Source organism: Psychrobacillus sp. OK028 (assembly GCF_900103605.1).
Classification (GTDB): Bacteria; Bacillota; Bacilli; order Bacillales_A; family Planococcaceae; genus Psychrobacillus.
The window spans coordinates 263,680-276,904 of the sequence record NZ_FNHY01000002.1; the positions used below are offsets into that span (position 1 = coordinate 263,680).

Below are 13,225 nucleotides of genomic sequence, written 5' to 3' on the forward strand. Positions count from 1 at the left end.
TTGGACGAGCCGACATAGGTCTCGTCTTTTTTTATAATCTTCGTGATAAGGTTATGAAAAAGAGGTGATTCTATGCCAATTGGAAGGCGCAATAATATAAGAAAAAAAGTTATATTAGCGGGCATACAAGGATTGATTATTGGAGTGGTTGGCGTATTATTGTTCGGCCTAATATTAAATTTAGCAAATGAAAAGAAAGCCGAAAGTGAAGAACCAGCAATTACAGTTCCTAAAGAAGCAGATGAAAAGGTAGAGGTTACAGGAGAAGTGGAAGGGAAGTCTCTTCCTTTCCAAGCAAAACAATATGGCATGTTCACTTCCAAGGAAAGCGCACTTGCTTTTATAGGGTCTCAGCCATCTCTCGCAAAAGCGAGTATTTTCCAAGTGGACAACCAGTTTTTTGTTTGGAGTGATTTATACGTAACAACGATTCCGACTCAAGAAGCAGAGGCACTACCAACTTTTATAAAAAGCTTGTATGTTACGACGAATAGTTGTAAAGACCCTAAAGTCGTAAAAGTTATGGAATTAATACAGGAAGAGAATTTGAGCAAAAATTATTTTGAGTCTATCAAAAATAAAGAAGAATATCCCGAAGATCTAATGGGGATAGTTCAAGCTATATCAGCGTTTTCCGATGTACCTTCTGTTATGAGGTCGCATATTTTTTCTCATTATGTAGCGACGAATAGTTGTCTAAAATTGAATTTTTGATAGCTTTTTGCGGGCAAAATTGAATTGTTGCTTTTTATACACAATTTCCATTTTTTCAATTGTTTTGTATGCTATTGAAAAGGGGGAATAAGAATTGAAAATTACAACGAATAAGCAGTTTATATTAGCCAGTGAATCACCAAGAAGGAAGGAATTATTCGGAAAGCTGGGTATTCCATTTGAAGTAAAAGCATCAGGAGCAGCAGAAATAGTGAAACGAAATCTCTCTGTTGAAGAGATTGCTATGCATATTGCGATTGATAAAACAGTTTCTATTTTAGAGGAGAATCCTTCCGCAATTGTAATTGCTGCGGATACAATTGTAAGCCTGAACGATGAATTATTAATGAAACCAAAAAATAATGAGGAAGCAAAAGCTTTTCTTCAAAAGCTATCCGGAAATACGCATCAAGTAACGACAGGGGTTGCTATTTACGGGGAGGGTACTTCTATTAGTTTTGCAGAAACAACTCTCGTTAAGTTTTTTGACCTTTCAGATGAGCATATAGATGCATACATAGCGACTGGGGATTCTTTAGATAAAGCAGGGGCTTATGGAATTCAGACTATGGGTGGATTATTCGTCGAGAGAATCCAAGGAGATTATAATAATGTCATTGGTCTTCCAATCAGTCGTTTGTTTAAAGCGTTATTGTCACTTCGTTTAATAGAAATTGAGCGGGTGGTAAATGCATGAACACGAAGCTGCCGCCTTCGCTAATGATTCGTGATGTTCATATATCAGATCGCCCACGAGAACGACTTATGAGACAAGGTGCATCTAGTTTGTCTAACCAGGAACTGATTGCCATCTTGCTTCGAACAGGTACAAAGCAAGAGTCCGTTCTGCACCTAGCAAATCGTGTCCTCAATTATTTTGAGCAAATACAAGAACTAAAAAATGCATCTATCGAAGAAATTACTGCCGTTAAAGGTATTGGACAAGCGAAAGCTGTCCAACTCCTTGCGGCAGTTGAACTTGGGAAGAGACTTTCTCAACAAAAGACAGATGACAAATTTACTATTCGCTCTCCGAAAGATGCTGCTACTTACCTCATGCACGATATGACCTCGTTGAACCAAGAGCATTTCGTAACACTTTTTTTAAACGTAAAGAATCAAATCCTTCATAAACAAACTATTTTTATTGGCTCCCTAAATGCTTCAATCGTCCATCCTAGAGAAATTTTCCGCGAAGCTGTAAAACGTTCAGCTGCCTCGATAATTTGTGCTCATAATCATCCATCAGGAAATCCTGCCCCCTCAACCGAGGATATTGACGTGACTAAAAGACTATATGAAGCGGGTCTTCTTATGGGCATAGAACTGCTTGATCACGTAATTATTGGCGATCATCAATTTATTAGCCTCAAAGAAAAAGGGTATATGTGACACTGTGCATTTTTCGATCTATCAGTTATAATGATAGTTATGACTTTATAACAACGAACGAAGTGAAACTTGTTTGAGATAGAAAGGGAGTAAATAATAGTGTTTGGATTTGGATCAAGAGATTTGGGTATAGATTTAGGAACGGCGAATACGCTCGTTTTCATAAAAGGAAAAGGGATTGTGCTTAGAGAGCCATCTGTTGTAGCAAAAAATGTACAAAATGGTGCGATTGTAGCGGTAGGAAACGATGCAAAAAATATGATTGGTCGTACACCAGGTTCAATAGTTGCGATTCGTCCGATGAAGGATGGCGTTATCGCTGACTTTGATATAACTTCTGCGATGATTGAATATTATTTAAAAAATGCAATGAAAGCATCTGGAATGTCCTGGAGCAAGCCGAATGTTATGATTTGTGTACCTTTTGGTATTACTTCTGTGGAGCAACGTGCAGTAATCGATGCTGCTAAACAAGCTGGTGCACGCGATGCCCTTACAATTGAAGAGCCATTTGCAGCTGCAATCGGTGCAAATTTACCTGTTTGGGAACCTACCGGAAGTATGGTCGTTGATATAGGTGGAGGAACTACAGAAGTTGCGGTTATCTCATTGGGAGGAATTGTAACTAGTGAATCCGTTCGTGTTGCAGGAGATTCGATGGACCATGCAATTACTGCATATATTCGTAAAACGTATAATTTGACGATTGGTGAACGTACGGCAGAAGCGATTAAAATTGAAATTGGCTCTGCAAGAGTAACTGAAAATGAAGAAAAAATGGATATTCGCGGTCGTGATTTAGTGACTGGATTGCCAAAAACAATTGAAATTACGTCTAAAGAAATTTCAAATGCGTTACGTGAGTCAATTTCATCTATTATAGATGGGGTGAAAAAGACATTGGAACAAACACCTCCAGAATTATCAGCGGACGTAACGGAACGCGGCATCATGTTAACCGGCGGTGGTGCATTATTGAAAAACTTAGACAAAGTTATTAGTGATCAAACGAATATGCCTGTATTCATCGCAGAGGATCCTCTAGATTGTGTTGCTATTGGTACAGGTAAAGCATTAGATCATATGAATGTACTAAAACGTCAACAAACAAAACACTAAGGAGAAGTGTGATATGCCACAGTTTTTTTCGAATAAGCGATTAATATTGCTGCTTGTAGGGATGATTTTTCTTGTGGCGCTCATCAGCTTTTCTTTACGAGATCGAAATCATGCATCCTTGCCTGAACAGTTGATAAAAGATGTGGTCGGTTTTGGACAATCTATGTTTTCCAAACCGACCCAATATATTACGGGTGTTTTTGATAATGTAGAATCTTTACTTAATACATATGATGAAAATAAACGATTAAAAGTAAGATTAGAAGATTATGTAACACTTCAAGCTTCTGTAAATGATCTACGTCTTGAAAATGATGAGCTGCGCAAAATTGTCGAAAAAGAAGAGGATTTGCGTGACTATAATCCAATCCAGTCGACAGTAATTGCTAGAAATCCCGACCAATGGGAAGAAAAGATAATAATAGATAAAGGCGAGATACACGGTATTGAAATCAATATGGCAGTGATGACTGCTCAAGGGTTAATAGGGAAAGTAATATTAACTACCCCATACACTTCTACAGTGGAGCTTTTATCTACCCAGAATCCAAACTATCGAGTTTCTGCTGTTATTGCAGAAGGTAAAGAAGTTTTTGGGCTAATTGAAGGATATGACGACAAGCGTAAAGAATTAATATTAAAAAGAATCGATTCTGAATATGAAGTGAAAGTCGGTCAAAAAGTAACAACTTCTGGATTGGGTGGAATATTTCCAAAAGGTATCCTGATAGGAGAAGTTACAGAAGTCACAACGGATGATTATGGCTTAACTAAATTAGCGTATGTGAAACCTGCAGCTAGTTTCTCTATTTTAGATCATGTAATTATTTCTAAACGTACGATTACCCCGGTGGATGGTACAGATGGAGAAAATACGGAAGCTGATCTAAAAAAAGGTGAAGGAGACGGCTCATGATTCGTATTCTAGTAATTGCTATTTCGGTTCTATTATTCTACTTAGAACCGATTTTTGGTCTTTTTTCGCCTATTGAACTAAATAACGATTTTTATGTATTAGTTCCACGTTTTCTTATCATTTATTTGATTTTTGTTGCTATTTATTATGACAGAAAACGTGCGATGCTTTACGGTTTGTTGTTTGGGCTCTTGTATGATGTCTTTTTCATTGATATTATTGGATTATATTCTTTTATCTATCCTTTAATGTGTTTAGTTGCGAGTTTTACGGTTAAATATATTCATCAGCATTTAATCGTTTCTACTATTCTCACCTTGCTCCTTGTAGCAACTGTAGAGTTATTATTATTCTTGTTTTATACGTTCATCGGTATTAAAACGATGACATTTACTTATTTTTATCAACACAATCTCATTCCTACAATGATGGCAAATGTAGTATTTTTATTGATGTTCGGATGGGCATTTAAATATATTCTTCTAAATCGATTTAATCAAAGAGCTTTACTGCTTCAAAAATAGCTTAATGATTTAACCGTAGATCTGAGGTGACTTGATTGACAAAAAAGCAGTTAATATTTATCAAAGGAACGAAAGAGGGCCTTGTATTACGCCTAGACGATCAGTGTTCATATGCAGAGCTTTTAGATGAATTAGCAAAAAAGGTTTCTGATGAAGGGTTTGAAGGTCAAGCGGAAGTACTTTTACATTTAGGTTATCGTTATTGTAACGATGAACAGACGAAAGAGATTATTTCTTGTGTCCAACAAACGGAACATCTTCGTGTCACTAAAATTCAAAGCGATGTTATGACAGTGGAAGATTGTAATAGAAGATTACTAGAAAACCAGTCAGAGACTTATGTCGGGATCGTTCGATCAGGGCAAGTCATTACTGCCTTGGGAGACTTAGTAGTTGTCGGTGATGTGAATCCAAATGGAAGAGTCGTTGCCGGTGGAAATATTTTCGTTCTCGGTCGACTAAAGGGAATTGCTCATGCAGGGTCAACTGGAAACAGGGATGCGGTTATTGCGGCTTCCTGGCTCGAGGCAACTCATCTAATCATTGATAGTGTAGTAGAAACGATGACAGATGAGCTGACTGTTCTCTCAGAGCAACCCGAAATGGAATGTGCTTATTTACATACAAATGGTTCAATCGCAATTGATCGTTTACAGGATCTTCGTCTGTTAAGACCTAATTTATCAACATTTAAAGGAGGAAGCTAATGTGGGAGAAGCAATCGTTATAACTTCAGGTAAAGGTGGGGTCGGTAAAACGACAACAACAGCTAACCTTGGAACTGCATTGGCCCTGCAAGGGAAGAAAGTTTGTTTAATGGATACGGATATCGGGCTACGTAACTTGGACGTGGTGCTTGGTCTTGAAAACAGAATTATCTACGATTTAGTAGACGTTATAGAAGGTCGCTGTAAGGTTCATCAAGCGTTAGTTAAAGATAAACGCTTTGAGGATAAACTTTACTTACTACCAGCAGCGCAAACTGTGGATAAAAACGCTGTAAATCCAGAGCAAATGAAAGAACTTGTTTTAGAGTTAAAACGTGAATACGATTATGTTTTGATTGATTGTCCTGCTGGAATTGAACAAGGCTATAAAAATGCAATTGCAGGAGCAGATAAAGCCATTGTTGTTACAACACCAGAAATTTCTGCTGTACGTGATGCCGACCGAATTATTGGGTTATTGGAGCAAGAAGAAACTATTGATCCACCTAAGCTAATCATTAATCGGATTCGTCAGCATTTGATGAATAAAGGTGATGCGCTAGATATTAATGAGATTACGACTCATTTGTCAATTGATTTGCTAGGAATTATAGCGGATGATGAAAGTGTTATTACTTCTTCGAACAAAGGTGAGCCTGTCGTGATGAATCCTGCGAATAGAGCTGCACTTGGCTACCGAAATATCGCTCGTCGTATTTTAGGAGAGTCTGTGCCGCTAATGTCTATGGAAACTCCTAAAACAGGTGTTTTTTCAAAAATCAAATCTATTTTTTCTAAATAATACAAAACACCGACTCCCGATACTTGAGGCAGTCGGTGTTTTTTTACTATGAAAGCATGTAAATATATTACCTTAACATTAATTTCAAGGGACATGTAAGAGTGAATAATCCTATGATTTCCGTTTTAGGTGGACGCGTTTCGCGGGGTGAGCGATGAGCTATCACCGTCGCTATCGCGCCGCTGTGATATCTCATCTGTCCCACTCATCCCGCAGAAGTCGCCACCTTACACTGCAATCAATGAATGTGAAGCACTTACACGAAGACATTTTACTGGCCAAATTTTAATAAACAAACAAATCATTAAAATTACAGGTAATCATTATTAATTAGGAATGTAGTCCATTAATAGATACAAAAGGTAGACTTTTATTAATTGGGATATTGTATGTAACTTTTCTTATATAGTAGAGGTTATTGTTGATTTTAGCGCAGGTCGGCGACTCCTGTGGGAAAGCACGAGGGAGAGACTACAGGCTCGAGCCGTGCCCACGGAAAGCGGCCGACCTGTGCTAAAATCAGCTGCATATCGTTTTTTTGTATGTAAAGGATCTTGCGTCTTTTTGCTCGATTTTTTTTAGATTTAAAATCTCATTAAAAAACAAGGACGCATTCATTAAATAACAGCTACCCTCATATATTCATTTTAGGGGGAATGTTATGCTTTCAAAAAGAAAATGGGTTCTTTCATTTATATTTGTATTTTCATTTATTTTATTAGCAAAGCTAGAAGGAAATGATATGCTATCCACCAATTATGCTACCACTCTGTTAGAGCCGCAAAAACCAGCAGAAATATATAAACAAGTTGTTGCTTGGGTTAATCGTTCTGATGAAGTGATCAGTGTAAGTGCACCAGTTTCTAATCCTCCATTAATCGAATATAAATCGATTCAGCCTTTAGAAGATGGTGCAATTTTGTCCATTGAGAAATCTCAAGAGCTGTATGCTTCCGAGGATGGACTAATTATTTATACAGGTTATCGAAAGAAGACTGGTAAAACATTGTCTATTTTATACGATACGGGAGAAACTGCTACTTATGGTTTTGTAGATGAGTTTCGTCAATTACCTTATACGACTATAAATGCGGGTGATATATTTGGCACAGTAGCAAATGAACTTCTTTATGTGCAGGTGGAAAGAGAAGGAGAGTTGTTGGGAACGGATGAGCTTATCGAGTGGCTTGCCGTAACCTATGAATAAACAGGTATTTCGAGTACATCCTATTATGATTCCTTTTTTTCTTTTCTTTTATTTATCCGGTGAAATAGCATTGTATGCACTTGTATTTGGCTCCTTGTTGGTTCATGAGCTTGGTCATCTTATCGTTGCAATCAGTATGGGTGCAAAAATTCAATCCTGCACTATTTTACCGTATGGTGGCGAGATTAAGATGGAGCAATTCTCTAGACTTTCAAAATTGATGCAAGTGTGTGTAATCTTAGGTGGACCATTTTGTACGATTCTTTTGCTTCTTTTTGGTATGCTCGTAGATTTTCCTCAGGCGAATATATTTATCATGATTCAGTTACTAATTTTAAGTTTAAATCTATTGCCAATCTTCCCTTTAGATGGGGGACGGATTTTACATTCTATCTTTCCAGGGAGATATGAGGGGCTGATCGGCTTTTCTGGATGTGTTTGTGTGTTTATTTTTACGATAAGCTGTTTTTATTTTCCTGAAGGCTTGGCTATTTCGCTTATTTTTTTATTTCTGGCCTTTCAAAACTTATCTTACTGGAGATTTCGAAAGTACAAGCTTGCGTTTGATTGGGTAACGAAAAGCGCTTGACTCGGAATATTATGTGTGATAATATTTTAATGTTATTGTTTGTAGCAGCACCCGTTGCTACAACCGCTCTGAAAAGGTTCAAGTATTCGAAATTCGAATCACCTTTTGGAAGGCGAGTCTTAGTCTAAGAGGAGGTGCAAGTATGTACGCAATTATTGAAACTGGTGGTAAACAAATCAAGGTTGAACAAGGGCAAGAAATCTACATTGAAAAATTAGATGCAAATGCTGATGAAGTTGTAACTTTTGAAAAAGTTTTATTCGTAGGTGGAGAAGATGTTAAAGTTGGCGCTCCATTCGTGGAAGGTGCTACAGTTACAGCGAAAGTTGTAAAAAATGGCAAAGCTAAAAAAATTACAGTCTTCAAATACAAAGCGAAAAAGAACTATCACAAAAAACAAGGTCACAGACAGCCATACACTAAATTAGTAGTAGAATCTATTAGTTTATAAGATGATTAGAGTGATTATAACAAAAGACCAATCTGGTCATATTCATTCTTTCGAGATGAAAGGCCATGCTGATTTTGCGGAACATGGAAAAGATTTAGTATGTGCAGGAGCTTCTGCTGTATCCTTTGGTGCAGTTAATGCTGTGATCGCACTTACAGGAATCACACCCATAATTGCGCAAAAAGGGGACGGAGGCTATTTATACGTCGAAGTACCTAGCATATCAAATCTAGAAAAGGCTGCTCAAATACAGCTGATTTTGGAAGCGATGATTGTTTCTTTACAAACAATTGAGCAAGATTATGCCAAGTATATAAAAATAACCTTCAAAAAGTAGGAGGTGGAACATATGTTAAAATTAAATCTTCAGTTTTTCGCATCCAAAAAGGGAGTAGGTTCGACTCGTAACGGTCGTGACTCTCAATCGAAACGTCTAGGCGCTAAACGTGCTGACGGACAATTCGTATCAGGTGGATCAATTTTATACCGTCAACGCGGGACTAAAATTCATCCAGGTGAAAACGTTGGACGTGGTGGAGATGACACACTTTTTGCGAAAGTTGACGGTGTAGTGCGCTTTGAGCGTTTCGGCCGTGACAAGAAAAAAGTAAGTGTATATCCTGCAGCTCAAGAAGCTTAATGAATAATAAAAGGACTGCATTTATGCAGTCCTTTTTGATTTCAAAAATTTCAATAAAGTATTGTATACTCTAAAAGCATTATAGAACTATTCCTGTTATACTAGATAAGATAGTAAAAGTTGGGGTGAGTCTAAAATGGATTATAACAAGATTACTTTAAATGAAGTACTTCGTCATACCATGCATGATTTTTTAAATAACATGCACCTATTACAGATGAACTTAGATATGGGAAAGCCTGAGGAAGTTAGGGCTTTAATACAAAAATATTCCCAAAAATGCAACCAATTTTTTGATATAAATAATATTGGTCTATATAAAACAAATGAATGGCTACAAACATTTAGTATAAAATATAATCAATTAACTTTAGATGTTCAAACATCTCTTCTAAATAAAAAAGCAGATAAGTACGATGAAGCATTAATAGATTATCTAAATAGATTCGTGCAAGCAATATACCCAAATTTTAGAGGATATCAAGAGCAGTTACTGAAACTTCATATCATTTCAGACGAATTTTTGGAAATACTAATAGATATTCGTGGAGATTGGTCTACTAATAAATGGCAGGATGAATGTGTAGGAGAATTATTTCAGCTGCAAATATTAGAAGCAACCAACAATTCGATAAAAGTAAAACTAACAGCAAGTGGAAGATTGGAGTGAAGTAAATGTTTGTTGATCACGTGAAAGTATATGTCAAGGGTGGCGACGGCGGAGATGGAATGGTTGGATTCCGTCGTGAGAAGTATGTTCCTTTAGGAGGTCCTGCTGGTGGGGACGGAGGAAATGGTGGCGACGTTATCTTCCAAGTAGAAGAAGGTCTTCGTACTTTAATGGATTTCCGCTATAAGCGAATTTTTAAAGCAGATAGAGGAGTCCATGGTGGCAGTAAGAATATGCATGGTGCCAATGCCGATGATTTAATCATTAAAGTTCCGCCCGGTACTGTAGTTAAAAATGAAGAAACAGGCGAAGTAATTGCCGATTTAGTTGAGCATGGTCAAAAAGCTATAATTGCAAGAGGTGGCCGTGGTGGTAGAGGGAACTCACGTTTCGCAACACCTGCAAATCCAGCTCCAGAGCTTTCCGAAAAAGGAGAGCCAGGTTTCGAGTTAAACGTGGAGCTTGAGTTAAAAGTATTAGCTGACGTTGGTTTAGTTGGATTCCCAAGTGTCGGAAAATCCACACTTTTATCCGTTGTATCAGCTGCTAAACCGAAAATTGCCCCATACCATTTTACGACAATCGTACCAAACCTAGGAATGGTAGAAACAGAAGATCATCGAAGCTTTGCGATGGCTGATTTACCAGGACTAATCGAGGGTGCGCATGAAGGAGTAGGGCTAGGTCATCAGTTCCTACGTCATATTGAACGTACGCGTGTAATCGTGCATGTAATCGATATGTCTGGTATGGAAGGACGCGATCCTTACGAGGACTATTTAACAATTAATGAGGAACTAAAACAATATAATCTTCGTTTAACAGAAAGGCCACAAATTGTAGTAGCCAATAAAATGGACATGCCAGATTCGGAAGAAAATTTAAAAGTATTTAAGGAAAAAGTTGGGTCGGACATTAAAGTATTTCCAATCTCAGCAATTTCACGTCAAGGCTTACAGGAGTTATTATTTGCGGTAGCAGACATGCTTGAGGTTGCCCCAGAATTCCCATTAGAGGAACTAGTGGAAGAAGAAACAGAAACGTCTGTAATGTATAAGTATCAAGCTAAACAAGACGACTTCACTATTTCTAGGGACGATGATGGAGCGTTCGTGCTTTCCGGTGGATCAGTGGAGAGATTATTTAAAATGACGGACTTCAGCAGAGAGGATTCTATCCGTAGATTCTCTAGACAGCTACGTGGAATGGGAATCGATGATGCTCTTCGTGAACGTGGAGCTAAAGATGGAGATACCGTACGATTATTGAAATTTGAATTTGAATTTATCGAATAAAGGAAAGTAGGGAACCGCGTGAAGGATGTAACAAGCCAGAGATTTTTTTTAGTACGGGAGGATGTACTGACGGAGGCGATGCAAAAAACGCTGGAAGCAAAACACCTCCTTCAATCTGGGAAGGCATCTTCGATATGGGATGCTGTAAAAGAGGTAGACTTATCTCGAAGTGCCTTTTATAAATATCGTGATGCGGTTTTTCCATTCCATTCGATCGTTCAAGAACGAATTTTAACTGTCTTTCTACAATTAGAGGATCGAGAGGGTACGCTTGCTAGGCTATTGCAATTGGTGGCAGACTCTACATGTAATGTATTGACAATTCATCAAACCATACCGATTCAAGGAAGAGCTAGTGTCACATTATCACTTGACGTTACAGCGATGAATAAGGAATTAGAAGAATTTATAAATGAAATGAAGCGACTAGATTTTGTAGAAACTGCAGAAGTAATTAGCTCCGGCGCTTTATAAGAAAACGCTCTAGCTAAATAAAGAGGGAGGCTTTTTAAATGACAACCAAACAAGTTGCTTTTCTAGGGCCAGAAGCTTCTTTTACCCATTTAGCAACGCAATCATTATTTCGGCAAGAGGTATTAGTGCCAATTCGTACGATACCTGAATGTATTGAAGCTGTTGCAAATGGAGACGTGGATATAGCGGTAGTTCCTCTGGAAAATGCGTTAGAGGGAACAGTTCCATTAACAATAGATTATTTGTTCCATGAAGCAGACGTATACGTGATAGCAGAACTTTTATCTCCGATCGAGCAACATTTAATGGTACATCCAAATAATACAGATAGGTGGGAAGAAATAACGACTATTTACTCGCATCCACATGCTTTGGCACAATGTCATAAATATCTATCTTATCGATTTGGAAAAGTTCCATTAGAACAGTCAACTTCTACTGCAGCAGCAGCAAAATATGTTTCTGAAAACGAACATTCATGTATCGCTGCAATTGGAAATACTTCCGCTGCATCAGAATATGGCTTGAAAATTGTGGAGCAAAATATACATGATTTCCATTTTAATCACACAAGATTTTTTGTGATTTCTAAAAACAATCATTGTATTGAGCGAGATGGACATACAGAACAGGTTAAAACGACGGTGATGATTACCTTACCGAAAGACGACCGTTCCGGAGCGTTACATCAGGTGTTATCCGTATTTGCGTGGAGACAGCTCAATTTAAGTAAAATTGAATCTAGACCATTAAAAACAGGATTAGGACATTATTTCTTTATCATAGATGTACTAGAACACGAGAACAAGCCAATGATGATCGGTGCCCTTGAAGAGTTAAATGCACTAGGCTGTGGTGTAAAATCATTAGGCTCGTATTATACATACGAAACAAAAAACGAAGCAATCCGGTCATAACTGGATTTCGCTTCGTTTTTTTATTTGGTGCAATAATGTGCCAAGCATTCAAAGACGATCAGCAGTAAAGAAACACCTGAAATTTACATGGAATTACCTGAATACTTTAGAGAAACACCCGAATGTAGAAGAGAATCACCTGAATAAACGTAAGAATCACCATATAGTGCAGACAAATCTTCAGAATGGAATTATTTCTAGGTCAAAAATCTAGTGTTATTCTTCCATCAAATAACCTTTTTCCCTAATTGCACTAATCCCTCTATTTAAAATTTCTTCAGTTGGCGCGGACAATAAATGCAAATGAATTCCAGCAGTAAGCTCTAATAAAAATGGAGCATCCGTATCCCGAACTTTCTTTAAAAACATTTCTACATCGTGTCTATTGGAAACCATGATAGAGGATGTGATTTCTCCATAAACAGGGTGTTCAACGGTAACGTTTTCAACTGTGACACCTGCATCCACTAAAGCTAAGAGCTCATCCTCTGAATGTATTGACTGATGATTGCACGCTACTCGTTGCTGAACGTATGGAGTACCTTCTTTATCGGGCATTACAATATAGCCTTGGCTAGTAGACACAATTGGAGCATTTGTCGCTTTTAACAGTGTTATATCATTAACAATCACCTGTCTGCTGACATTAGTAAGTTTTGCTAACTCAGTGCCAGTGACAGGAGCCTGTTGTTCCTTTAAATAGGAAAAAATCCAATTCCTACGTTCCCCACCTTTTAACTTTTTCATGTTTAACCCCTCCGAACTTGCATAATAACTTGGTTCATATTCATAAGTTTATCATGAAGGG

18 protein-coding genes and 1 other annotated feature are annotated in these 13,225 nt (G+C 37.7%); of the genes, 17 read left to right on the plus strand and 1 reads right to left on the minus strand.

Annotated features, from left to right (window positions below; translation table 11 throughout):
* Window positions 1–72: 72 nt before the first annotated feature.
* The 17 genes from BLR36_RS04465 (at window position 73) to pheA (ending at window position 12,417) form a co-directional block, all read left to right on the plus strand.
* Entirely contained in the window at window positions 73–714 is a 642-nt protein-coding gene (locus tag BLR36_RS04465) for a hypothetical protein (protein WP_093060523.1), read from the plus strand.
* 94 nt (window positions 715–808) lie between these two features.
* Complete coding sequence (locus BLR36_RS04470) at window positions 809–1,411, plus strand: Maf family protein (protein ID WP_093060524.1); 603 nt, start codon at window positions 809–811, stop codon at window positions 1,409–1,411.
* Entirely contained in the window at window positions 1,408–2,106 is a 699-nt protein-coding gene (gene radC, locus BLR36_RS04475) for a RadC family protein (RefSeq protein ID WP_093060525.1), read from the plus strand. Before BLR36_RS04470 ends, radC begins: the two co-directional genes overlap by 4 nt.
* A gap of 99 nt (window positions 2,107–2,205) precedes the next feature.
* Window positions 2,206–3,225 carry a rod shape-determining protein gene (locus tag BLR36_RS04480; RefSeq protein WP_093060526.1) on the plus strand — a complete coding sequence of 340 codons (1,020 nt, stop codon included), beginning with the start codon at window positions 2,206–2,208 and terminating at the stop codon, window positions 3,223–3,225.
* A 13-nt stretch (window positions 3,226–3,238) separates the two neighbouring features.
* A complete protein-coding gene (gene mreC / locus BLR36_RS04485) occupies window positions 3,239–4,141 on the plus strand; it encodes a rod shape-determining protein MreC (protein ID WP_093060527.1) in 903 nt (300 codons plus the stop codon).
* Complete coding sequence (gene mreD, locus BLR36_RS04490) at window positions 4,138–4,665, plus strand: rod shape-determining protein MreD (RefSeq protein WP_093060528.1); 528 nt, start codon at window positions 4,138–4,140, stop codon at window positions 4,663–4,665. The genes mreC and mreD overlap by 4 nt, the downstream gene beginning before the upstream one ends.
* A 35-nt stretch (window positions 4,666–4,700) precedes the next feature.
* A complete protein-coding gene (gene minC / locus BLR36_RS04495; RefSeq protein ID WP_093060529.1) occupies window positions 4,701–5,372 on the plus strand; it encodes a septum site-determining protein MinC in 672 nt (223 codons plus the stop codon).
* Window position 5,373: 1 nt separating this feature from the next.
* Window positions 5,374–6,174, plus strand: coding sequence for a septum site-determining protein MinD (minD, locus tag BLR36_RS04500; protein ID WP_093060530.1), 801 nt, complete (start codon window positions 5,374–5,376; stop codon window positions 6,172–6,174).
* Between the two features lie 661 nt (window positions 6,175–6,835).
* Window positions 6,836–7,381, plus strand: coding sequence for a M23 family metallopeptidase (locus BLR36_RS04505; protein ID WP_093060531.1), 546 nt, complete (start codon window positions 6,836–6,838; stop codon window positions 7,379–7,381).
* Window positions 7,374–7,970 carry a site-2 protease family protein gene (locus BLR36_RS04510; RefSeq protein ID WP_093060532.1) on the plus strand — a complete coding sequence of 199 codons (597 nt, stop codon included), beginning with the start codon at window positions 7,374–7,376 and terminating at the stop codon, window positions 7,968–7,970. Before BLR36_RS04505 ends, BLR36_RS04510 begins: the two co-directional genes overlap by 8 nt.
* A gap of 51 nt (window positions 7,971–8,021) precedes the next feature.
* Window positions 8,022–8,100 (plus strand) — a sequence feature (ribosomal protein L21 leader region).
* A gap of 12 nt (window positions 8,101–8,112) precedes the next feature.
* Window positions 8,113–8,421: a 50S ribosomal protein L21 gene (gene rplU, locus BLR36_RS04515; protein WP_093060533.1), complete on the plus strand. Its 309-nt coding sequence runs from the start codon at window positions 8,113–8,115 to the stop codon at window positions 8,419–8,421.
* Between the two features lies 1 nt (window position 8,422).
* Window positions 8,423–8,758: a ribosomal-processing cysteine protease Prp gene (locus BLR36_RS04520; RefSeq protein ID WP_093060534.1), complete on the plus strand. Its 336-nt coding sequence runs from the start codon at window positions 8,423–8,425 to the stop codon at window positions 8,756–8,758.
* Between the two features lie 12 nt (window positions 8,759–8,770).
* The gene (gene rpmA / locus BLR36_RS04525; protein ID WP_093060535.1) at window positions 8,771–9,061 is read left to right on the plus strand and encodes a 50S ribosomal protein L27; all 291 of its coding nucleotides are present in this window, start codon (window positions 8,771–8,773) and stop codon (window positions 9,059–9,061) included.
* A 136-nt stretch (window positions 9,062–9,197) separates the two neighbouring features.
* A complete protein-coding gene (locus BLR36_RS04530; protein WP_093060536.1) occupies window positions 9,198–9,731 on the plus strand; it encodes a Spo0B domain-containing protein in 534 nt (177 codons plus the stop codon).
* A 5-nt stretch (window positions 9,732–9,736) separates the two neighbouring features.
* Window positions 9,737–11,026 (plus strand): GTPase ObgE, encoded by a 1,290-nt coding sequence (gene obgE / locus BLR36_RS04535; protein ID WP_093060537.1) that lies wholly within the window; start codon window positions 9,737–9,739, stop codon window positions 11,024–11,026.
* Window positions 11,027–11,044: 18 nt separating this feature from the next.
* On the plus strand, window positions 11,045–11,500 hold the full coding sequence (locus tag BLR36_RS04540) for an ACT domain-containing protein (protein ID WP_093060538.1): 456 nt from the start codon (window positions 11,045–11,047) through the stop codon (window positions 11,498–11,500).
* Between the two features lie 38 nt (window positions 11,501–11,538).
* Window positions 11,539–12,417, plus strand: a complete 879-nt coding sequence (pheA, locus tag BLR36_RS04545; protein WP_093060539.1) for a prephenate dehydratase — start codon at window positions 11,539–11,541, stop codon at window positions 12,415–12,417.
* Window positions 12,418–12,633: 216 nt separating this feature from the next.
* Here pheA and BLR36_RS04550 read toward each other — a convergent pair whose 3' ends face one another.
* Window positions 12,634–13,164 carry a transcription repressor NadR gene (locus BLR36_RS04550; RefSeq protein WP_093060540.1) on the minus strand — a complete coding sequence of 177 codons (531 nt, stop codon included), beginning with the start codon at window positions 13,162–13,164 and terminating at the stop codon, window positions 12,634–12,636.
* Window positions 13,165–13,225: the final 61 nt, after the last annotated feature.